Source organism: Cryocola sp. 340MFSha3.1, from assembly GCF_000383315.1.
In the GTDB taxonomy this organism is placed as follows: Bacteria; Actinomycetota; Actinomycetes; order Actinomycetales; family Microbacteriaceae; genus Leifsonia.
This window is the reverse complement of sequence record NZ_KB911088.1, coordinates 1,560,704-1,582,833: the sequence shown is the minus strand read 5'-3', so window position 1 is coordinate 1,582,833 and position 22,130 is coordinate 1,560,704. Positions and strand designations below refer to the sequence as shown.

The window sequence follows — 22,130 nt, the reverse complement described above, 5'->3', positions numbered from 1 at the left end:
GTCCACCTCCCCCGCTCCTAGCGTTGAAGCATGACTTCCACTTCGCTTTCCTCCCCTGCGCCACGGACCCGGCGCGGCCCCCGCTGGCTTCGCTCCTTCGGCGTCCAGGTCACCGCTGCGCTCGTGCTCGGCGTCGTCGCCGGCCTGATCGCACGCCAGCTCGGCGAACCGGGCGGGCAGCCCAACGGGCTCACTGCCACCCTCAACACGATCGGGCAGTCGTACGTCTCTCTGCTGAAGGCCGCGGTGATCCCGCTCGTCTTCCTCGCGATCGTCTCCAGCATCGGCAACCTGCGCCGCGTCTCGAACGCTGCGCGCCTCGCCGGGCGGACGCTGCTGTGGTTCGCGATCACCGCGTTCATCGCGGTGAGCATCGGCATCGCACTGGGCGTCGTCATCCAGCCGGGCAGCCGGGCGTCGCACGGGGAACTCGCCGCCGCCGATCCCGGTGTCACCGCGACGTGGTGGAACTTCCTGCTCGGCCTGGTGCCGGCGAACTTCGTCGGCGCTCAGGTCAACACCCATGTGGATGTGGTGGATGGCGTGGCCACTGCCACCTCCGCCGTCAGCTTCAACGTGCTGCAGGTGATCGTGGTCGCTGCGGCTATCGGCATCGCCGCCCTGAAGGTGGGCAGGAAGGCGGAGCCGTTCCTCACCTTCACCGATTCGGCGCTGAAGATCGTCCAGCGTGTGCTCTGGTGGATCATCCGGCTGGCCCCGCTCGGCACGTTCGCCCTCATCGGGAACGCTGTCGCGACCTACGGATGGACGACCATCGGATCGCTCGCCTGGTTCGTGTTCGCGATCTACCTCGGCCTCGCGATCGTGCTGTTCGTTGTGTACCCGATCATCGTCCGCAGCAACGGTCTCTCGATCCGCCAGTACTTCTCGGGCGTGTGGCCGGCGGTGCAGCTGGGCTTCGTGAGCCGGTCCTCGATCGGGACGCTCCCGCTCACGCAGCGCGTCGTCGAGCGCAACCTGGGCGTGCCGAGCGGATACGCGTCATTCGCCGCGCCGCTGGGGGCGACGACCAAGATGGACGGTTGCGCCGCGATCTACCCGGCCATCGCCGCGATCTTCGTCGCGCAGTTCTACGGCATCCAGCTCAACATCCTGCAGTACCTGCTCATCATCGTGGTGTCGGTCGTCGGATCGGCGGCGACCGCCGGGACGACCGGCGCGATCGTCATGCTGACGCTCACGCTCTCGACGCTCGGCCTGCCCCTCGACGGTGTCGGCCTGCTGCTCGCGGTGGACGCGATCCTCGACATGGGCCGGACCGCGGTCAACGTGGCCGGCCAGGCGCTGGTGCCGACGATCGTCGCCAAGCGGGAAGGCATCCTGGACCTCGAGCTGTACAACGCGCCGCGCTCCGGCGTGCCGTTCACCGACGAGGATGAGGCGCACGCCACGGAGGCCGGCGACACCGATGCGACGGTGGACGGCGGAGAGCCGGAGACCAGCGACAGCGGCGACGGCGCCCGGGGTAAGGTCGCGCAGCCGGTCTGAGGTCGGCATCCCGAAGATTTTGCACTGCTCTGTCGACCTTTCCTGCCGCCGTTCGACACCATGGTAGGAGGGTGCGACCGAAGCACCCCGGATCTGAGGGAGACACCCCATGAAGTACATGCTGATCATGCGCTCGGACGACGCCGCGAAGCAGGCCTACCAGGAGATGGACTTCAACGAGGTCATCACCCAGATGGGCAAGTACAACGAGCAGCTGATCTCCGCGGGCGTCCTGCTGTCGGGCGACGGCCTCGCGGATGATGTCGCCGAGACGGGATTCGTCGTGGACTTCTCGTCGACGCCCCCGGCGATCACGGACGGCCCCTACGGCGAGACCCACGAGCTGTTCAACGGCTTCTGGATCCTGGAGGTCGGCTCGAAGGAGGAGGCAGCGGAGTGGGCCAGCCGATGCCCGCTCGGCCCCGGCTCGAAGCTGGAGGTGCGCCGCGTCACCGACGAGAGCGACTTCGCCGCCTTCGCCGACAACGAGTACATCCAGAAGGAGGCCGAGTGGCGCGCGGCCTCCGACAAGGCCTGAGCAGAGCGGGAAGCAGCAGAAGATGAGCGGGATCCCGGCACGGGTCGACGCCGTCTGGCGCATCGACGGAGCGCGCGTCGTCGCGACGCTCGCGAAGGTGACCGGCGACGTCGGCCTGGCCGAGGATCTCGCGCAGGAGGCGCTCGTCGAGGCGCTGAACCAATGGCCCCGGGATGGCGTGCCCGAGAACCCGGGCGGCTGGCTCGTCGCCGTGGCGAAGCGCCGCGCGATCGACCAGTGGCGGCGGCGCGAACGGCTCGACGACCGGTACCGGGCGATCGCGGCGACACTGGAGGAGACGGCCGAAGACTCCTGGGAGCCGATCGACGACGACGTGCTCCGGCTCGTGTTCACCGCGTGCCATCCTGCCCTGTCGAGGGAAGGCCAGGTCGCGCTCACCCTGCGCGTGGTGGCCGGGCTCAGCACGGCGGAGATCGCCCGGATGTACTTCGTGCCGGTCGCCACCGTGCAGCAGCGGATCGTCCGGGCCAAGAAGACCATCGCCGCCGCGCGCATCCCCTTCGCCTCCCCCGAGCCGACCGAGTGGAAGCAACGGCTGGCCGGCGTGCTCAGCGTCGTCTACCTGATCTTCACGGAAGGCTACGCAGCGACGACGGGACGCGAGTGGATGCGGGCCGACCTCGCGAACGAGGCGCTGCGGCTGGGACGCATGGTCGCCGCCCTGCTGCCCCGGGAGCCCGAGGCGCATGCGCTCGTCGCTCTCATGGAGTTGCAGGCCGCCCGTTTCCCGGCGCGGACCCGGCCGGACGGGACTCCGGTGCTGCTGACCGAGCAGGACCGGACGCGATGGGACCGCGCGCAGATCCTCCGTGGACGGGCGGCGCTCGCCCGGGCGGACGAGCTGGGTCGCGGGCGCGGGCCGTACGCGCTGCAGGCCGCCATCGCCGAATGCCACGCGGTCGCGCCGAGCGCCGACGACACCGATTGGGACCGCATCGTCATCCTCTACGAAGCGCTCGGCCGGATCGCCCCGAGCCCGGTGGTGGAGCTGAACCGGGCCGCGGCGGTGTCGATGGCGACCGGTCCGGCCAACGCGCTGCGGATCGCCGACGAGCTCGCCGCACGCGGCGCCCTCCCGGGGTCGCACTTGCTGCCGAGCGTCCGCGGCGAACTGCTGGCGCGCCTCGGGCGCACCGAGGAGGCGGCCTCGGAGCTGACCGCGGCGGCGGCCCTCACCGCGAACGAACGCGAGCGCGACGTCCTGCTCGCCAAAGCCGCCCGCCTCCGCGACGCCTGACCCCTCCGCGCCCTCCGCGCCCTCCCCACCACCGTCGAGTCCGCAAACTTTGCACGCTGGGCGCCCCGAAACCGTGCAAAGTTTGCGGACTCGACGGTGGGGGGAAGGGGCGCGGGCGGGTCAGGCGGTGGGGGCGGGGCGCTGCGGGAGGCCGTAGAAGGCGCGCTCGAAGACCTGACGGGCGCGGCGCGTCACCGCGAGGTAGTCCTCCTCGAGGCGGGAGGCGGAGCCGGGCGGGTACTCCATGAGCCGGGCGACGCCGTCGAGCGCGACGCGGTCGGACGGCAGCACATCGGCGGTCTTGTCCGCCCACAGGGTCATCGCCGATCGGGTCCGGGATGCGAACACCCACGCGTCACGCAGCCGCGCGGCGTCCTCGGCGGAGACGAACCCGTGCTCAGCGGCCGCAGCCAGCGCATCCAGAGTGGATGTGGTCCGCAACGCGGGCACCTCGGCGGCGTGCTGCAGCTGGATCAGCTGGACGAACCACTCGACGTCGCTCAGCGAACCGCGCCCGAGCTTGAGGTGGCGCGACGGGTCGGCGCCCTGCGGCAGGCGCTCGTTCTCGACGCGCGCCTTGATGCGCTTCACCTCGCGGATCTCCTGCTCGCCGATGCTCTGCGGATAGCGCACCTCGTCGGCGAGCTCCGTGAAGTCGGCGAGCAGGCCGGTGTCCCCCGCGATCCCGCGGGCGCGCAGGAGCGCCTGCGCCTCCCAGGTGAGCGACCAGCGCTGATAGTAGGCACGGTACGAGTCGAGGGACCGCGCCGGCGGTCCGTTCTTCCCCTCCGGGCGCAGGCCGATGTCGAGGTCGAGCGGGAGCCGGTTGTCCTCGGTGAGCCGGTTCAGCTCCGAGACGATCGCCAGGGCGCTCCGGTTCGCGGCCTCCTGTTCCGCCGCCAGCGGCCGGAACACGTACATCACGTCGGCATCGGAACCGAAGCCGAGCTCGCGACCGCCGAAGCGCCCCATGCCGATGACGGCGAACTCCAGCTGGTCCGCATCCCCTCGGGCGAGCCGGATGGCCTCCAGCACACCCGAGATGATGTTCTCGGTGACGTCGGTGAGCCCGTGCGCCAGCTCCTCGATCGTGGCGAAGCCGAGGATGCCGGAGAACGCGAGCCGCAGGATCTCCCGTCGGCGCACCGCGCGGAGCGCCGCGGCGGCTGTGTCGACCGATTCGTGCCGGGCGAGGATCGCGGCCGTCTCCTCCCGCAGCAGCGCCGCCGGGCGGGGCCGCAGCTCGTCTTCGTCCTCAAGCCACGCAACGGACTCGGGGATGCGTCCCAGCAGCTCGCCGGCGAACCGCGAGCCGGACAGCACGCGCGTGAGGCCTTCGGCCGCCCCCGTGGAGTCGCGCAGCATCCGCAGGTACCAGTGCGTGCTGCCCAGCTCTTCGCTGAGTCGCCGGAAGGTGAGGAGGCCGTAGTCGGGATCCGGACCGCTCGCGAACCACTGCAGCATCACCGGGAGGAGGTGCCGCTGGATCGCCGCCCGCCGCGAGACGCCGGAGGTGAGCGCGCCGATGTGCGAAAGCGCCCCGCGCGGGTCGCGGAACCCGATCGCGGCGAGACGTGCCTCGGCCTGCTCGCTGGTGAGCCCCGCTCCCCCGCCGAGCCGCGCGTCGTCGGCGGGTGTCGCCGCGACCGCGCTGAGCAGAGGGCGGTAGAAGAGCCGCTCGTGCAGCCCGCGCACGCGGTGCTTGATCTCGTTCCACTGCACGAGGAGCCCATCGGCGCTGGGCGCCAAGCCGGTGGCGCGTGCGAGGATGCGCACATCCGCCTCGTCGCGCGGCATCAGGTGGGTGCGGCTCAGGCGGCGCAACTGTAGCCGGTGCTCCATCAGGCGGAGCGACCGGTAGTCGCGCGAGAAGGTCGCCGCCTCCTCCCGCCCGACGTAGCCCTGCTCGGCGAGGGCTGCCAGCGCGGAGAGCGTGTCGCGCTGCCGCACGGCGTCGTCGGTCTGGCCGTGGACGAGCTGCAGCAACTGGACGGTGAACTCGACATCGCGCAGCCCGCCCGGGCCGAGCTTCAGCTGGTAGTGGACCTCGTCGTCCGGGATGTGGTCGGTGACGCGCTCGCGCATCCGCTGCACCGACTCCACGAAGTTCTCGCGGGAGGCGCTGCTCCACACCTTCGGCGCGAGGGCCGCGACGTACCGCTCGCCGAGCCCGGGGTCGCCCGCGAGCGGACGTGCCTTGAGCAGGGCCTGGAACTCCCATCCCTTCGCCCACCGGTCGTAGTAGGCGATGTGCGAGTCGAGCGTGCGGACGAGCGCGCCGTCCTTGCCCTCCGGCCGCAGATTGGGGTCGACCTCCCACAGCCCCGGCTCGATGGCCGGCTCGTGGATGCCGCGCATCGTCAGCATCGCGAGACGGGTGGCGATGTCGACCGCGCGGCCCGGCTCCAGTCCGGCCGCGTCGTCGCCCTCAGTGACGAAGATGACGTCGACGTCGCTGACGTAGTTCAGTTCGCGAGCGCCCGCCTTGCCCATCCCGATGACGGCGAAGCGCGTCGCGCGCACCTGCTCTTCGGGGAAGCGGCCGGGACCGGTGCCGATGGTCATCCGCCGTGCCACGGCCAGCGAGGCCTCGAGCGCCGCCGCGGCGAGGTCGGAGAGCGTCGCGGCGACCGCGTCGAACCCGCCGACGGGGTCGGCCTGCTCCAGGTCGAAGCTCGCCACCTGGACGAGGCGGCGGCGGTAGCGGATGCGGAGGCGCGTCCACGCGCTCTCCTCGCCGTCGGCGGCCACGCCGTCGACCGCTCCGACGACGGCGAGCAGGTCCTCACGCAGTTCGTCGGCCGACGGGAGCTCGGCGATCGGCGCGGCGAGCGCATCCACCTCGAACGGCTGGCGGAGGAAGAACTCGGCCGCGCCCTCCGACGCCCCGATCACGCGGAACACCCGGCGGGCGTCCTCCTCGGCGCGGAGAGCCGCCGTCGCCTGTTCCGGCGCCTGCCGCAGCAGCCGCAGCGCGGAGGCGAGCGCGGTGTCGGGATCGGCCGCAGCGGACAGCGCCGAGATCAGCGTCTCGGGAGTCAGTCCGGTGAGGTCGGCGAGCTCGTCCAGCGCGTCACGGACCGAACTCAGCCCCACGAACCCGGCGCGCGCCAGGGCGGTGAGGGAGAGCTGCTGCCGCGTCACGACGAAGGGGTCAGAGGATCTCGAGGTTGGATCGCAGCTCGTACGGGGTGACCTGCGCCCGGTACTCCGCCCACTCCTTGCGCTTGTTGAGCAGGACGTAGTTGAAGGCCTGCTCGCCGAGCGTCTCGGCGACGAGCTCCGAGTCCTCCATCAGGGAGATGGCGTGGTCGAGGCTGGCCGGGAGCTGGCTGTACCCGAGGGCGCGGCGCTCGGCGTCGGACAGGGCCCAGACGTTGTCCTCTGCCTCCGGCGGCAACTCGTACTGGCCCTCGATGCCCTTCAGGCCGGCCGCGAGCAGGAGCGAGAACGCGAGGTACGGGTTCGCTGCCGAGTCCATCGCCCGGTACTCGACGCGCGAGCTCTGGCCCTTGCTCGGCTTGTACAGCGGGACGCGGACCAGCGCAGACCGGTTGTTGTGGCCCCAGCTGACGAAGCTGGGCGCCTCGTCTCCGCCCCACAGCCGCTTGTACGAGTTCACGAATTGGTTGGTGACCGCGGTGATCTCCGGGGCGTGACGCAGCAGGCCCGCGATGAACTGGCGGCCGATCTTCGACAGCTGGTACTGGGCACCCGGCTCGAAGAACGCATTGGTGTCGCCCTCGAACAGCGACATGTGGGTGTGCATCCCGGATCCCGGGTGACCGTAGAGCGGCTTCGGCATGAAGGTGGCGTACACGCCCTGCTCGATGGCCACCTCCTTGATGACCGTCCGGAACGTCATGATGTTGTCGGCCGTGGTGAGCGCGTCGGCGTACCGAAGGTCGATCTCGTTCTGCCCGGGACCGGCCTCGTGGTGGCTGAACTCGACCGAGATGCCGAGGTCTTCGAGCATGCGCACCGAGCGGCGGCGGAAGTCGTGGGCGGTGCCGCCGGGGACGTTGTCGAAGTAGCCGGCCGAGTCGACCGGCTCCGGCCCCTCGGTGCCGAAGGACGACGACTTGAGCAGGTAGAACTCGATCTCGGGATGCGTGTAGAAGGTGAAGCCGCGGTCGGCCGCCTTCTCCAGCGTCCGCTTGAGCACGTTCCGCGGGTCGGAGACGGCCGGCTGACCGTCCGGCGTCGTGATGTCGCAGAACATGCGCGCGGTCGGGTCGATCTCGCCCCGCCACGGAAGGATCTGGAAGGTCGTCGCGTCCGGAAGGGCGAGCAGGTCGGACTCGTAGGCGCGGGTGAGGCCCTCGATGGCGGAACCGTCGAACCCGAGCCCCTCGCTGAACGCCCCCTCGACCTCGGCCGGGGCGATCGCGACGGACTTCAGTGTGCCGACGACGTCCGTGAACCACAGCCTCACGAACTTGACGCCACGCTCCTCGATCGTGCGAAGAACGAAGTCGCGCTGCTTGTCCATCCTGCCCCTTTCCTCGGCCGTGTCCAGACTACTGGTTGCGGGCAGCGTCCACCCCGCAACGCGTCGGTGCAACACCGAGAAGCGGAGCCTGTTGGAGCCGGTTCCGGCCTGAGCCCAGGCGCCCCGATGTCCGTCACTAGACTGAGCCGCATGAGTGAGCAGTCACCGGTGCCCTCCGTCCATCCCGCGACCTCGTCGATGCAGTCGCTGAAGCGGGTGCGCACCCGCCACTTCCAGGCGGCGAAGGAGGAGGGGGCGCCGTTCACCGGCTTGACGAGCTACGACATGCTCACCGCCCAGATCTTCGATGAGGCGGGCATCGACTTCCTCCTCGTCGGCGACTCCGCCGGCAACAACGTGTTGGGCTACGACACCACGCTCCCGGTCACGGTCGACGACCTCATCCCCTTGACGCGTGCGGTCGCCGGCGCGGTCAAGCGGGCGTTCGTCGTCGCGGACATGCCGTTCGGCTCGTACGAGACCGGCCCGCTCGAGGCGCTGCACACCGCGGTCCGCTTCATGAAGGAGACCGGTGCGCACGCGGTGAAGCTCGAGGGCGGCCGGCGCAGCGCCGAGCAGATCCGCCGGATCGTCGACGCGGGCATCCCCGTCATGGCGCACATCGGCTTCACCCCGCAGAGCGAGCACGGGCTCGGCGGTCACCTCGTGCAGGGACGCGGCCAGGCGGCGGACGACGTGCTCGCCGACGCGCACGCTGTCGAGGAGGCTGGCGCGTTCGCGGTCGTCCTCGAGATGGTGCCGGCCGAGGTGGCCAAGCGCGTGACGGCCGAGCTGCGCATCCCGACGATCGGTGTCGGTGCGGGGCCGCACGTCGACGGCCAGCTGCTCGTGTGGACCGACTGGGCCGGCTTCACGACGGGCCGGGTGCCGCGCTTCGTCAAGCAGTACGCCGACATCAAGACCGTGCTGTCGGATGCGGCGCGCGCGTACAAGGCGGATGTGCAGGAGCGGACGTTCCCGACCGACGAGCACAGCTTCTAGCGGCCGCCGGCGCCGGCGAAGGGCGCCTCGGCGCGGCCGGCCGCGGCAGAGCGGCCGACCGTCGCGGGGCTAGCGACCGTCCTCGGCGTCCTCCTCGGCCCACTTCGCGGAGTTCTCGCGCAGCTTCTCGAGGGCGTGCTCGGCCTCGTCGCGGGTGTCGAACGGGCCGACGCGGTTCGGCGCGGGCGACAGGAAACCCTGCTCCACCTCGCCGGTCTTCATGTTGTACCAGTACTTGTGCTCGGCATCCTGCTTGATGCCGTACTCGTCGCTCGTCATAAGGTTGATCGTATGCCCAAGGATTCCGCCGGTCACCTGATCCCCGGTCGCGTCACACCGATGCGGCCCGTGCCCAGCCGGATCGCGCGCCCCGAGTACGTCGGCCGCCCCGGGCCCGCTCCGTACACCCGCGGCGACGTCTACACGCCCGACGAGGTGGAGCTCATCCGCGAGTCCGGGCGCATCGCCGCGCAGGCGATCGAGCGCGTCGGCGAGGCCGTCCGCCCCGGCGTGACGACGGAGGAGCTGGATGCGATCGGGCACGAGTTCCTGCTCGCCCACGACGCCTACCCGTCGACGCTCGGCTACCGCGGCTACCCGAAGTCGATCTGCAGCTCGGTCAACGAGGTCATCTGCCACGGCATCCCGGACGACACGGTGATCGAGGACGGCGACATCGTCAACATCGACATCACCGCCTACAAGAACGGCTTCCACGGCGACAGCAACCAGACCTTCATCGCCGGCACCGCCTCCGACGAGGTCGCCGGTCTCGTCGAGCGCACCCGCGAAGCCTTGAACCGTGGCATCAAGGCCGTCGCTCCAGGGCGGCAGGTCAACGTCATCGGCCGGGCGATCGAGTCGTACGCCAAGCGCTTCGGCTACGGAGTGGTCCGCGACTTCACCGGTCACGGCGTCGGCGCGGCCTTCCACTCCGGCCTGATCATCCCGCACTACGACTCGGCGCCCGCCCACGACGACGTGATGGAGCCGGGGATGGTGTTCACCATCGAGCCGATGCTCACCCTCGGCACGCACGAGTGGGAGATGTGGGCCGACGACTGGACGGTGGTGACCCGTGACCGGAGCATCACCGCACAGTTCGAGCACACCCTGGTCGTGACCGAGCGCGGCGCCGAGGTGCTCACGCTCCCCTGACGTCCACGGGAGCCGGCGCGACCGGCGCCGGAACTGCGTCGTCGGCCGTCGCCCGCGCGGGCGACGGCAGCACGAACGCGATCCCCACGCCGAGCACCGTCGCCGCCGTCGCCACCCAGAACGCGGTGTCGAAGGCCGACGACACCGACGCCCCGCCCTGCACCGCCGCTTGCAGCAGCACGGCGAACAGCGCCGTACCGAACGATCCGCCCAGCTGCTGCGCCGTCCGGGTCAGGATGCTGGAGTGCGCGATCTGCTCCCCCGCGAGCCCCTGGTACGACGCCACCATGAGCGGCATCGTGATCGCGCCGAGCCCGAACCCGCGCACGAACAGGGCGACAAGCAGCAGCGGATCGGCCGCCGACGTCGGACCGAGCGCGAACGGGATGGTCGCCACCGCGACCACCGCGAATCCGGCCACCGCGATCCACCGCGCACCGATGCGGTCGATGAGGCGCCCGGCGATCGGGCGACACGCCAGCGTCCCGAGCCCCTGCGGCACGAGGAGCAGTCCGGCGCCGAGCGCATCCGTCCCCCGTGCCTGCTGCCAGAACAACGGCAGCAATAGCATCGCGCCGTACAGGGCGACGCTGGAGAGGAACAGCAGAGTGGATGCCGACCAGACCGAGCGGACGCGCAGCAGCCGCACATCCACCAGCGCAGCGCCCTTCCGCCGCAGTGCCCAGAACACGAAGGCGGCGACGAGGATCGCGCCTCCCACCAGGGGCAGCCACGCGTCGAGCCGCGCGAACCCGCCGTCGAGCACCGAGTCGGACAGGCCCAGCAGCAGTCCCGCGAGCCCGGGCACCAGGAGCAGCACGCCGACCAGGTCGAGACGGCGCTTCGGGTCGCGGCCGCGGTCCGATGGCAGCATCCGCCAGGCCAGCAGGAGACCGGCGACCGAGAACGGGATGTTGACCCAGAACACCCAGCGCCAGTCGCCGAGCGCGAGGATGAGGCCGCCGATAACCGGTCCGAGGATCGGGCCGGCCATCGCCGGGAGGCCGATCACCGCCGAGACGCGGCCGAGCTGACGGCCGCCGGCCACCTCCATCACCATCGTCGTCATCACGGGCAGCATGAGACCGCCGCCGACGCCCTGGAGCACGCGGAAGGCGATGAGGGAGTCCGCGTTCCAGGCCAGGCCCGAGAGCACCGAGCCGGCGAGGAAGATCGCCAGTGCCACCATCCACACCCGTTTTCCGCCCCAGCGCGCCAGGCACCACGCCGACAGCGGCACCGTCGCGGCGAGCGCGAGCAGATACCCGGTGGTCACCCACTGGATCTGCGCGACCGTCGTGTGCAGGTCGCTCGCCAGGGTGTGGAGGGCGACGCTGAGGATGGTCGTGTCGAAGACCACCGCCAGCGCGCCGATGACGAGTGCGGTCGCCGTCCGCACGACCGTCCGGTCCAGTTTGTCCGCCATATCCGCTCCTTAAGATGCGCGTTTGTATCTTAACGAGATCGTACGACGATCGGATAAGATGCGCAAATGGACTCTAAAGAAACCGCTGGTCGTCGACGCCGCGGCGCGGCCCTCGAGAGCGCGCTGCTCGACGCCGCCTGGGACGAGCTCGATGAACACGGCTTCGCCGCCCTCACCATGGAGGCCGTCGCCGCCCGCGCGGGCACCAGCCGCCCCGTCCTCGCCCGCCGCTGGGCGACCCGGAGCGACCTGGCGCTCGCGGCCATCCGCCACCACTTCGCCGCCGAGCCGATCCAGGTGCCCGACCACGGCAGCCTGCGGGAGGACACGCTCGACCTGCTGCGCCAGATGAACACCCGGCGGCGCGGACTGGTGACGGAGGTGCTGCTCCGGTTCTCCGGCGTCGTCACCGAGGCCGACGGCGGCATCGCCGGCCTCCGTCAACGTCTGATCGGCGACCAGCCGACACAGCTCGGCGCCATCCTCGAGCGCGCGGACGCCCGGGGCGAGATCGACCTCGCCCGGCTCTCCCCCGTCGTCGCCGACCTCCCGCTCACCCTCGTCCGCCACGAGATGCTGATGCGGCTCACGCCGGCCGACGACGCGACGCTCCAGTCGTTCGTCGACGATGCGTTCCTCCCCCTCGCGCTGGCGACCCGTCGGCCGGGTGGCGGCACGCAGTGAGGTTCGCGGCGCGGTAGATTCGAGGCATGACTTCGCAGAAGCACGCGATCGGCATCGACATCGGCGGAACCGGCATCAAGGGAGGCCTGGTCGACCTGTCGACCGGCGAGCTCGTGAGCGACAGGGTCAAGCTGCCCACTCCGGAGGGCGGCAAGCCGGACGACATCGTCGAGACCACGAAAGAGATCGTCGACCGCCTGGCCCAGGAAGAGCCGGATGCGCCGGTCGGCGTCTGCTTCCCCGCGATCGTCAGCCACGGGGTCACCCTCTCGGCCGCCAACGTCGCGAAGGACTGGATCGGTCTGCACGCCGAGGACCTCTTCGAGAAGGCTCTCGGTCGCGACATCCACTTCGTCAACGACGCAGACGCCGCCGGATACGCCGAGACCCGCTTCGGCGCGGCGAAGGGCAAGGACGGCCTGGTCATCATGACCACGCTGGGCACGGGCATCGGCTCCGCGCTGATCTACGACGGCATCCTCATCCCGAACGCCGAGCTCGGCCACCTGGAGATCGACGGCCACGACGCCGAGTCGCGCGCCGCGTACTCCGCCAAGGAGCGCGAAGACCTCAGCTGGGAGAAGTGGGCGAAGCGCCTGCAGAAGTACTACTCGACCGTCGAGTTCCTGTTCACGCCCGACCTCTTCATCGTGGGAGGCGGTGTCTCGAAGCACTACGAGGAGTTCCTTCCTCTGCTGAAGCTGAAGACCCCGATCGTCCCCGCCGTGCACCGCAACAACGCGGGCATCCTCGGCGCCGCGGCCCTGACCGTCCGCAACGAGCGCCGCGACGCCGGCGAGCGCGGCCGCAGCGCGGAGGCCGGGACGCCCCAGGACGCGCCCGCGCCGACCCCGGCGTAACATCCCATGCCGCGGGGTCGCCTCCGGGTGATGCTGGGTGCCGCCCCGGGCGTGGGCAAGACGTTCGCCATGCTCGAAGAGGGCGAACGGCTCCGCGCGCTCGGGAAGGACGTCGTCGTCGCCATCGTCGAGACGCACGACCGCGCGGCCACAGCCGCTCTCGTCGACACGCTCGAGGTCGTGCCCCGGCGCACCATCGAGCACCGCGGGGTGACGCTCACCGAGCTGGACCTGGATGCGGTCCTGCGCCGCAATCCCCGCGTCGCCCTGGTCGACGAGCTCGCGCACACGAACGCTCCGGGCTCGGAGCACGAGAAGCGCTGGCAGGACGTCGAGACCCTGCTGGAGGCCGGGATCGACGTGATCTCGACCGTCAACATCCAGCACATCGAGTCGCTGAACGACGTGGTCGAGCAGATCACCGGTGTTCCGCAGCGGGAGACCATCCCGGATGCCGTGCTCCGGCGGGCGGACCGCATCGAGCTGGTCGACCTGGCGCCGCAGGCGCTGCGCGACCGGCTGGCCGACGGCCTCGTGTACCCGGCGGCGCGGGTGGATGCCGCCCTGTCGAACTACTTCCGCCTCGGCAACCTGACCGCCCTGCGCGAGCTGGCGCTCCTGTGGCTCGCCGACGAGGTCGACAACGCGCTGCTGGCGTACCGCGCCGAGCACGGGATCGCCGGCACCTGGGAGGCGCGCGAGCGCGTCGTCGTCGCGCTCACCGGCGGCCCGGAAGGCGAGACGCTGCTCCGCCGCGGAGCGCGCATCGCCGCACGGAGCGCCGGCGGCGAACTGCTCGCCGTGCACGTCACCAGCCAGGACGGCCTCCGTGAGGCCCAGCCCGGGGTCCTCGCGGCGCAGCGCGCGCTGGTGGAGCAGCTCGGCGGCAGCTATCACCAGGTGGTCGGCGACGACATCCCGCGCGCCCTGGTGGAGTTCGCCCGCGGCGAGAGCGCGACCCAGCTGGTGATCGGCGTCTCCCGTCGCAGCCGGCTCGCCGCGCTGCTGACCGGTCCGGGGATCGGCGCGACCGTCATCCGCGAGTCCGGTGACATCGACGTGCACATCGTGTCGCATGCGCGCGCCGGCGGGCGGTTCTCGTTGCCGCGTCCGCGCGGCGGGCTGACCGTGCGACGCCGGGTGTACGGGTTCGCGCTCGCCCTGATCGGCGGCCCTCTGCTGACCCTGCTGCTCACCAGTGTGCGGTCGAGCGAGTCGATGACGGCGGATGTCCTCAGCTACCAGCTCCTCGTCGTGCTGGTCGCCCTTGTCGGCGGCATCTGGCCGGCGCTCTTCGCGGCGCTGCTCTCGGGGCTGACGCTCGACTTCTTCTTCGTGGATCCGCTCTACACGATCACGGTCGGCGAGCCCCTGCACCTGCTCGCGCTCATCCTGTTCGTCGTCATTGCGGCGCTCGTCAGCCTGGTGGTCGACCAGGCGGCGCGCCGCAGCCGTGCGGCGATCCGGGCAGCAGCGGAGGCGGAACTGCTGGCCACGGTCGCCGGCGGGGTGATCCGCGGCGAGGATGCGCTGCAGGCGCTCGTCGCTCGCACCCGGGAGGCGTTCGGACTGAGTGCGGTGCGCCTCGTGGTCGCCGCGCAGGACGGCGGACAGACCATCGTGGCCGAGGACGGCGAGGCCGGCGCGTCGGACCCGGTGCAGCGCATCCCGGTCGGGCCGGCGGCGGGCGACGACAGAGGCGGGACGACGGGCCGCGCGTCCACCTCGTCCGCGCTGCGCGAGATCGCGACGTTGGAGCTGTACGGGCGCGACCTGGAGGCGAGCGACCGCCGGCTGCTGTCTGCCATCGTCGCGCAACTGGAGGCCGCGCTCGAACACCGCCGCCTCACCGCCACGGCCGCGGAGCTCGCGCCCCTCGCCGAAGCCGACCGCGTCCGCAGCGCGCTGCTCGCCGCGGTCGGGCACGACCTCCGCCGACCGCTCGCGGCCGCGACCGCAGCGGTGACCACCCTGCGGCAGTCGGACCTCGCGCTCGGCGATGACGACCGGGAGGCGCTGCTGGAGACCGCGGAGGACAGCCTCCACGGCCTCGCATCCCTCGTCACCGACCTGCTCGACGCCAGCCGGGTGCAGGCCGGCGCGCTGGCGGTCTCGCTGGCCCCGACCGAGGTGGATGACGTGGTGCTTCCCGCGCTCGACGAACTGGGGGCCGGCCCCGGCGACGTCGAGCTGGATCTCGGCGCCCACGTGCCGCCGATGCTGGCCGACGGCGTTCTGCTCCAACGTGTCATCGTGAATCTGCTCGGCAACGCCCTCCGCTACAGCCCTCCGGACGCGCGGCCTGTGCTCGCCGCCAGCGAGTTCGCCGGGACGGTCGAGCTGCGCGTCATCGACCGCGGGCCGGGCATCCCCGCCGAGCGCCGCGAGGCAGTCTTCGCGCCGTTCCAGCGGCTGTCGGACACCGACAACGATGCCGGCATCGGTCTCGGGCTCGCCCTGTCGAAGGGTTTCGTCGAAGGGATGGGCGGCACACTCGAAGCGGAGGACACGCCCGGCGGCGGACTCACCATGGTCGTCTCCCTGCCCGCGGCACGGGAGGCGGACGCGTGAAGATCCTCATCGCCGACGACGACCCGCAGATCCTGCGCGCGCTGCGCATCCTGCTCACCGCCCGCGGCTACCAGGTGCTCACCGCGCGGAGCGGGGCCGAGGCGCTCAGTGTCGCGGTCGACCAGCATCCGGAGCTGGTGATGCTCGACCTGGGGATGCCGGAGCTCAACGGCATCGAGGTCATCGAAGGGCTCCGCGGCTGGTCGAGCGTGCCCATCCTCGTGGTCTCCGGCCGCACGGGCTCCGCCGACAAGGTCGACGCCCTCGACGCCGGCGCCGACGACTACGTCACGAAGCCGTTCGCGGCGGACGAGCTGCTCGCGCGCATCCGCGCCCTCACCCGGCGGCAGAGTACGACGGCGGACGAACCGGTCATCACATTCGGTGACGTGACGGTCGACCTCGCGGCGCGCCAGGTGACCCGGCGGGACGGGGACGGCGGGGCCCATGCGGTGCGGCTCACGCCGACCGAGTGGCAGATCCTGGAGGTGCTGCTGCGGAACCCGCGGCGCCTGGTGACGCGCCAATCCCTGCTGACCCAGGTGTGGGGACCGCAGTACACGACGGACACCGGGTACCTGCGGCTCTACCTGTCGCAGCTGCGCAAGAAGCTGGAGCCGGAGCCGTCGCGGCCGCGCTACCTGCTCACGGAGCCCGGGATGGGCTACCGCTTCACGCCCGACGACGCCTGACGCCGAAGATTCGGCACGAATGTGCGTTTTGAGCGCCCGAAAGCGCACATTCGGCACGAATGTCGCGAGGGAATGGGCCGGCTGATACGCCGGGTTCTGTCACGGTGCGAACACCGCGGACGGCCATCTATCTCGGGACGACGTTGCCGCCGCCCTCCAGCGGTCTACCCGGGGACGAGACGAGCAGCCTCATGGTCCCCTGTCCGACCTTGCTCCGGGCGAGGTTTACCCAGCCGGCCGGGTCACCCCGGCCGCTGGTGGTCTCTTACACCACCGTTTCACCCTTACCGCGTGCCGAAGCCTGCGGCGGTCTGCTTTCTGTTGCACTTTCTCGCGGGTTGCCCCGGGTGGGTGTTACCCACCGCCCTGCTCTGCGGAGCCCGGACGTTCCTCGGCGGCCCGCTCTCGCGGACCGACGCGACCGTCTTGCCGACCCATTCCGCGCTCAACGATAGCGCAGGCGTCTGAGGTAGACCGCCGCCCGGCCTCGGATCACGGGGTCAGAGCCCGGAGTCCTCCCCGCGCACCAGGATGGCGCCGCTGTCGGGGCAGAGCACCACGTCGTCGGCCGCAGCGCGACGGATGTCGGAGAGGTCGGACTCGGTGAGCTTCACGTTGGAGCCCATGGAGACGCCGCGGATCAGCGCCGCCGCGCCGATGCCGTAGCGGGTGCGCTGGCGCTCGTACAGCTCGATCAGGTCGGCCGGGAGCGTCTCCGCGATGGCTGCCCGATCTTTCGCGAGCGCCGTGCGCTGCGCCTCCAGCTTGCCGGCCTCCTCGTCGCGTTCGCCTTCGAGCGCGGCGACGCGGCCGTTCAGTTCGGCACGCTCCGCCTCGACTGCGGCGAGCGCCTGCTCGAGGTCTTCGACGCGCTGCATGACGGTCAGCTCGATCTCTTCGAGGTCGTTCTTGCGCTTGGCGAGCGAGGCGAGCTCCGCCTCGAGTGCCTGGACGTCCTTCATCGAGGCCGACTGCTGCACGCGGTCGGAGTCGCGCTTCGCTCGCGCATCGACGACCTGGACGTCGGACTCGATGCGCTTGAGCTCGGCCCGGGCATCCTCGAGCTCTCCGGTCGCGGCGATCCACCGCGCTCTGAGCGCCTCCACCTCCGGCTGCAGCTTCAGGAGCTCGGCCGCCTGCGGCAGGTTCTTGGTGGCGTGGGCGAGCTGCGCCAGGCGGGTGTCGGCCGCCTGGAGGCGCAGCAGCTCGTTCTGGTCGGCGGGGCTGGCTTTCACGGTGTGGTGCTTCCTTCGTGCGAGGTGGTCATTGCAGGATCACGAAATCCCAGGGGTCGGTGCGGAGTTCGCTGACGACGACCTCCACCCCGGGCAGCGCGGCGCGCAGCTGATCGGCGGCGGTGTCGAGCCAGAGCCACTCGCTCGCCCAGTGGGAGACGTCGAGAAGGGCGGGACCACCGCCGAGCACCGCTTGCTCGCGTGCTTCGGAGGCGGGATGGTGCCGCAGGTCGGCAGTGATGTAGACGTCCGCACTGCGCACGGCGTCGCTGCCGAGCAGGGAGTCGCCCGCTCCGCCGCAGACGGCGACGCGCGTGACCGGCTGGTGGTAGTCGCCGGCGGCCCGGACTCCCCCGGCCGTCGGCGGGAGGATGTCGGCGAGCGCGCGAGCGAGCTGTCCGAGCGTCGTCGGCTGCGCGAGGTCACCGACGCGCCCGATGCCCGTCGTGCCGTCGGCCGCCGGTGAGATCGGGCGGGTGTCGCGGAGCCCCAGCCGCGCGGCCAGGACGTCGCTGGTGCCGTCGGCGACCACATCGGCGGTGGTGTGCGCCGCGTACAGGGCGACGCCGCCGCGGATCAGTCGGGCGAGCAGCGCGCCCTTGTAGCCGTCCTCCGCGATGCTGGTGATGCCGCGGAGCAGAAGCGGATGGTGGGCGATCAGCAGGTCGGCATCGAGTTCGACCGCCTCGCCCACGGTCGCCGCGACCGCATCCACAGACAGCAGGATGCGCTCGATCGCGGCAGCCGGATCGCCCGTCACGAGCCCGGGCGCATCCCAGCTCTCGGCACCGGCGAGCGGCCAGAGCTGCTCGATGGTGTCACGGGCGGAGGCGAGGGTGTGGGGCACGTCGTTCAGCCTACGGGATGCGGTCCGAACGGCACCGGACGGGGTCGGAGATGTGGACAACGCGCCAGCGCCCAACCCTGTGGACGGAATCCCCTTCGCGTCACGCGGCGGCCAGCTCCTGCCGCCGGACGGCGGGGACCGCGCTCACGAGCACTCCGAACATCCCGATGACGAGGGCGATGACCACCCCGATATTGCTCGCACCGATGCCCGCGTTCGGGTCGATGCCGACGAGCCGGAAGAGGTACCCCTCCCACGCCAGCCAGGGCAACGGCGAGCTGATCGTGCCCCACCCGACCGCCGTTCCGGCCACCAGCAGGCCCACGTTGATCCACCGCCAATCCGGGTAGACGCCGCCACGGGCGAGCAGCGACGCCTGGTGGAACCGCCGCGTGCGCAGCATCATCTCGCCCGAGAACACGCCGACCCACGCCGCGACCGGCACGGAGAGGGCGGTCGGGACGCCACGGATGACGGAGGAGAGGTCGGTCACCGTCGCGGCCAGCACGACACCCACCGCCGCGATCGCCGCACCGGCGATCAGCGTGCTCCATCGCCGCCCCAGCCGGACGCCCAGCGCGTCGAGCGTGAAACCGGCCGAATACACGGTCAGCACGAGCGCCGAGACGAGCGACAGCCCCACCGCGAGCAGCAGCGGCACGGGGTACCAGGCGGGCAGCCCGAGTTGCACCAGACCCGCCACCGGGTCGCGCGCGAGCTCCCCCGCGAGCCCCGGATTGGATGCGGCCAGCAGTCCCCCGTACGACACCAGCAGAAGCGGGGGGACGCCCGCGCCGAACGTCGCCCACAGCATCGCCGCACCGCCCGACGAGAGCGGCCGCTGGTAGCGCGCGACCTCGGCGCTGCTCATCGCCCATGCCAGTCCGACGTAGCTGAACACGATGACGGCACCGGTGACGACGTGCGTCCACAGCGCATCGGGCACGGCGAGCGCTCGCGACACATCCACGTGCCGCCAGGTCGCCGCCACCATCAGCGCGATGAGCACGGCGGAGGCGATCGTCAGCACCAGCTGCACCCGCGCGACGAGAGCGTACCCGAAGTAGGCCACGGCGACGGCGGCCAGGATGGTGACAGCCAGGCCAGCGGACGTCGCGAGCACCGCATCCCCCGGCCACTGCTCTGCGACCGTGAGCGACCCGGCCGCGGACCCGGCCAGCCAGAGCAGGACCGACCCCCAGAACAGCTTCACGACCAGCGCGAGCACCGTCGGGATGATGTTCCCGCGGAACCCGAACGACGCACGCGAGACGACCAGCGTCGGCTGGCCGCTCCACTTGCCGGCGAGCGTGCCGAGGCCGAGCGGCAGGAACGACAGTGCGACGCCGACGAGGGTCGCCACGAGCAGCTGGCGCAGGCTCAGCCCGAGAGCGAACAGCGTCGCGCCGACTCCCACGCTGATGAGGGAGGAGGTGCCGGCGAACCAGAGCCAGAACATCCGGGAGGCGCGTCCGACGCGGCGCTCGACGGCCGTCGGTTCGAGGTCGGCGGCCTCGGGGATGAAGATCGCTGGACGGCGTTTCGCGGAGGGCTCGGGTGCCGGCGCTTCTCCGGTCGTCGGCGGAGTGGCGGTCGCGGCTGCCGACGCGGCTACGGGAGCGGGGAGGTCGATATCGGTCGATTCGTCGCCGTCGGCCTCCGGCGTGGCTGCCTTGGACTCGATCGGAGGGGCTGCGGGAGCGACCGCCGTCACCACCGGGACGACGGGAACCGGTTCCGAATCCCGCGGCGCCAGCTCTTCCGGCACCAGCCCGAGCGGCTCCGCCCGCGCGAGCGGCGGGTACGCGGGCGGCGCGACGGCCGCGACGGGTTCCGGCTCCGGCTCCGGCTCGGCGTCGGCGGCCGCCGACGCGTGCCGCCCCGGCCGGTGCGCCTCGTCCTCGTCCTCCGGCTCGCGCTCGCCGATCGGCAGGGCGTGCGCGCCGGTGGGATGCGCCTCCCGCGTCACGGGCACCGCCTCGGGCACCGCCTCGGGCACCGCCTCCGGCTCCGGCTCGCTGCGCTGGATCGGGATGGCCGCCGTCGCCACCCACGGGCTGAACGTCGGCTCGGGTCCGGTCGGCTCCCGGCGAACGGGCAGGTCGTCGAAACTGATCGCCTGCGTGGGCGGCCCGATCCAGTCCCCTTCGTCATCTCCGGCGTCGGCATCCGCCTCGTCCGCATCCACCTCGTCGGGCGCCACGACGTCGGGCCCGGTCTCGCCGGGCGCGCCGCCCTCGGACGCCTCCTTCGCACCCCCGCGGAGCGCCTCGGGAAGGATGATCGGGATGGCGGACGTGATGCGCGCGACCTCTTCCTCGAGCACGCTCGCCAGCTCGTCGTCGCTGTGCCGATCGGCCGCTCCCCGGTCCATGGCCCCCAGACTACGACGCGCCGCCTCCCAGCAGCAGAGCCTCCCTCCCGCCGCCGCACCACCCGCCGCCCCACCCACCGACTCCATCCACCGTCGAGTCCGCACATTTTGCACGTTTCGCGCCGAGAAACGGTAAGTCTCTGCGGACTCGGCGGTGGCGGGCCGGGATGCGCGGGCGGGGGAAGTAGCATCGGGGGTGTGAGCGAGATTGCGACCCCGTACGAGGACCTCCTGCGCGACGTGCTGACGAACGGCGCCCACAAATCCGACCGCACGGGCACGGGGACGCGCAGCGTCTTCGGCCGGCAGCTGCGGTTCGACCTCGCCGACGGCTTCCCGCTTGTCACCACCAAGCGCGTCCACTTCAAGTCCATCGCGTACGAGCTGCTGTGGTTCCTGCGCGGCGAGAGCAACGTGGGCTGGCTGCGCGATAACGGCGTCACGATCTGGGATGAGTGGGCCGACGCCGACGGCGAGCTCGGCCCGGTGTACGGGGTGCAGTGGCGCTCCTGGCCGGCCCCGGACGGCCGGCACATCGACCAGATCCAGCAGGTCATCGACACGCTGCGCAGCGACCCGGACTCCCGCCGCATCATCGTGTCGGCGTGGAACGTGGCCGACATTCCGAACATGGCGCTCGCCCCCTGCCATGCCTTCTTCCAGTTCTACGTCGCCGACGGCAAGCTCTCCTGCCAGCTGTATCAGCGCAGCGCGGACATGTTCCTCGGCGTCCCGTTCAACATCGCCAGCTACGCGCTCCTCACGCTCATGGTCGCCCAGCAGGTCGGCCTCGAGCCCGGTGAGTTCGTCTGGACCGGTGGAGACGTCCACATCTACGACAACCACGTCGAGCAGGTCACCGAGCAGCTCACGCGCGATCCCTATCCCGCGCCCACCTTGCGCTTCGCCCGCACGCCCGACAGCATCTTCGACTACCGGTTCGAGGACTTCGTCGTCGAGGACTACCAGCACCACCCGGCGATCCGCGCGGCCGTCGCCGTATGACGATCGCACTGATCTGGGCGCAGGCCCACGACCGGGTGATCGGCGTCGACGGCGTCATGCCCTGGCACCTCACCGAGGACTTGCGGCACTTCCGCGCGCTCACCGGCGACGATCCGGTGGTGATGGGCCGCCGCACCTGGCAGTCGCTGCCCGAGCGCTACCGGCCCCTCCCCGGCCGCGACAACATCGTGGTCACCCGGCAGGCCGACTGGAAGGCCCCCGGCGCGATCGTGGCGCATTCTGTGGATGAGGCGCTCGCCTCCGCGGGAGACGCCCCCACCGTCTGGGTGATGGGCGGCGCCGAGCTGTACCGCCAGACGCTTCCGACGGCAGACCGGCTGGAGGTCACCGAGATCGACCTCGACGTCGCGGGAGACACGTACGCCCCCGAGCCCGGCGACGGCTGGACGGTCGACGCGGGCGAGTGGCTCACCGGCTCCAACGGGATGCGGTACCGCTTCGTCACCTACACGCGCTGA

General features: G+C 71.3%; 18 protein-coding genes and 1 other RNA gene. 11 read left to right on the top strand and 8 right to left on the bottom strand.

What is annotated here, in order from left to right:
- The first annotated feature begins 30 nt into the window (after window positions 1-30).
- The 3 genes from H284_RS0118645 to H284_RS0118635 all read left to right on the top strand — a co-directional run bounded on the left by H284_RS0118645 (window position 31) and on the right by H284_RS0118635 (window position 3,305).
- Window positions 31-1,509: a dicarboxylate/amino acid:cation symporter gene (locus H284_RS0118645; protein ID WP_231371278.1), complete on the top strand. Its 1,479-nt coding sequence runs from the start codon at window positions 31-33 to the stop codon at window positions 1,507-1,509.
- A gap of 109 nt (window positions 1,510-1,618) precedes the next feature.
- A complete protein-coding gene (locus tag H284_RS0118640) occupies window positions 1,619-2,047 on the top strand; it encodes a YciI family protein (RefSeq protein ID WP_020077405.1) in 429 nt (142 codons plus the stop codon).
- A gap of 22 nt (window positions 2,048-2,069) precedes the next feature.
- Window positions 2,070-3,305 carry an RNA polymerase sigma factor gene (locus H284_RS0118635; RefSeq protein WP_020077404.1) on the top strand — a complete coding sequence of 412 codons (1,236 nt, stop codon included), beginning with the start codon at window positions 2,070-2,072 and terminating at the stop codon, window positions 3,303-3,305.
- 120 nt (window positions 3,306-3,425) lie between these two features.
- On the opposite strand, the gene H284_RS0118630 is transcribed toward H284_RS0118635, so the two are convergent.
- Window positions 3,426-6,449: a bifunctional [glutamine synthetase] adenylyltransferase/[glutamine synthetase]-adenylyl-L-tyrosine phosphorylase gene (locus H284_RS0118630; RefSeq protein ID WP_020077403.1), complete on the bottom strand. Its 3,024-nt coding sequence runs from the start codon at window positions 6,447-6,449 to the stop codon at window positions 3,426-3,428.
- A gap of 10 nt (window positions 6,450-6,459) precedes the next feature.
- Window positions 6,460-7,797, bottom strand: coding sequence for a type I glutamate--ammonia ligase (gene glnA / locus H284_RS0118625; protein WP_020077402.1), 1,338 nt, complete (start codon window positions 7,795-7,797; stop codon window positions 6,460-6,462).
- Between the two features lie 150 nt (window positions 7,798-7,947).
- Here glnA and panB point away from each other — a divergent pair, with 150 nt between their 5' ends.
- Window positions 7,948-8,799 carry a 3-methyl-2-oxobutanoate hydroxymethyltransferase gene (gene panB / locus H284_RS0118620; protein WP_018191319.1) on the top strand — a complete coding sequence of 284 codons (852 nt, stop codon included), beginning with the start codon at window positions 7,948-7,950 and terminating at the stop codon, window positions 8,797-8,799.
- 69 nt (window positions 8,800-8,868) lie between these two features.
- Here the strand turns inward: panB and H284_RS0118615 are convergent, their stop codons facing one another.
- On the bottom strand, window positions 8,869-9,078 hold the full coding sequence (locus H284_RS0118615) for an SPOR domain-containing protein (protein ID WP_018191320.1): 210 nt from the start codon (window positions 9,076-9,078) through the stop codon (window positions 8,869-8,871).
- 12 nt (window positions 9,079-9,090) lie between these two features.
- Between H284_RS0118615 and map the strand changes: the two genes are divergently transcribed.
- Window positions 9,091-9,957 carry a type I methionyl aminopeptidase gene (gene map / locus H284_RS0118610; protein ID WP_020077401.1) on the top strand — a complete coding sequence of 289 codons (867 nt, stop codon included), beginning with the start codon at window positions 9,091-9,093 and terminating at the stop codon, window positions 9,955-9,957.
- On the opposite strand, the gene H284_RS0118605 is transcribed toward map, so the two are convergent.
- Window positions 9,944-11,383 (bottom strand): MDR family MFS transporter, encoded by a 1,440-nt coding sequence (locus H284_RS0118605; RefSeq protein ID WP_020077400.1) that lies wholly within the window; start codon window positions 11,381-11,383, stop codon window positions 9,944-9,946. The two genes, map and H284_RS0118605, sit on opposite strands and share 14 nt — an antisense overlap.
- A 66-nt stretch (window positions 11,384-11,449) precedes the next feature.
- On the opposite strand from H284_RS0118605, the gene H284_RS0118600 reads away from it, so the two are divergent.
- Genes H284_RS0118600 through H284_RS0118585 form a run of 4 tightly spaced genes read left to right on the top strand, consistent with a single transcriptional unit; the run spans window position 11,450 to window position 16,190 of the window.
- Window positions 11,450-12,067: a TetR/AcrR family transcriptional regulator gene (locus tag H284_RS0118600; protein ID WP_020077399.1), complete on the top strand. Its 618-nt coding sequence runs from the start codon at window positions 11,450-11,452 to the stop codon at window positions 12,065-12,067.
- Window positions 12,068-12,093: 26 nt separating this feature from the next.
- On the top strand, window positions 12,094-12,927 hold the full coding sequence (gene ppgK / locus H284_RS0118595) for a polyphosphate--glucose phosphotransferase (RefSeq protein ID WP_018191324.1): 834 nt from the start codon (window positions 12,094-12,096) through the stop codon (window positions 12,925-12,927).
- A gap of 6 nt (window positions 12,928-12,933) precedes the next feature.
- Entirely contained in the window at window positions 12,934-15,498 is a 2,565-nt protein-coding gene (locus H284_RS0118590) for an ATP-binding protein (protein WP_020077398.1), read from the top strand.
- Entirely contained in the window at window positions 15,495-16,190 is a 696-nt protein-coding gene (locus tag H284_RS0118585; protein WP_020077397.1) for a response regulator, read from the top strand. Before H284_RS0118590 ends, H284_RS0118585 begins: the two co-directional genes overlap by 4 nt.
- 69 nt (window positions 16,191-16,259) lie before the next feature.
- Here H284_RS0118585 and rnpB read toward each other — a convergent pair.
- The 4 genes from rnpB to H284_RS0118570 form a co-directional block, all read right to left on the bottom strand.
- Window positions 16,260-16,627: RNase P RNA component class A (rnpB, locus tag H284_RS20610), an RNA gene on the bottom strand.
- A gap of 63 nt (window positions 16,628-16,690) precedes the next feature.
- Window positions 16,691-17,425 (bottom strand): zinc ribbon domain-containing protein, encoded by a 735-nt coding sequence (locus H284_RS0118580; RefSeq protein WP_020077396.1) that lies wholly within the window; start codon window positions 17,423-17,425, stop codon window positions 16,691-16,693.
- A 28-nt stretch (window positions 17,426-17,453) separates the two neighbouring features.
- On the bottom strand, window positions 17,454-18,272 hold the full coding sequence (locus tag H284_RS0118575) for a Nif3-like dinuclear metal center hexameric protein (protein ID WP_020077395.1): 819 nt from the start codon (window positions 18,270-18,272) through the stop codon (window positions 17,454-17,456).
- Window positions 18,273-18,372: 100 nt separating this feature from the next.
- Entirely contained in the window at window positions 18,373-20,646 is a 2,274-nt protein-coding gene (locus H284_RS0118570) for a purine-cytosine permease family protein (RefSeq protein ID WP_020077394.1), read from the bottom strand.
- Window positions 20,647-20,844: 198 nt separating this feature from the next.
- On the opposite strand from H284_RS0118570, the gene H284_RS0118565 reads away from it, so the two are divergent.
- Window positions 20,845-21,651: a thymidylate synthase gene (locus H284_RS0118565; protein WP_020077393.1), complete on the top strand. Its 807-nt coding sequence runs from the start codon at window positions 20,845-20,847 to the stop codon at window positions 21,649-21,651.
- The gene (locus H284_RS0118560; protein WP_020077392.1) at window positions 21,648-22,130 is read left to right on the top strand and encodes a dihydrofolate reductase; all 483 of its coding nucleotides are present in this window, start codon (window positions 21,648-21,650) and stop codon (window positions 22,128-22,130) included. Before H284_RS0118565 ends, H284_RS0118560 begins: the two co-directional genes overlap by 4 nt.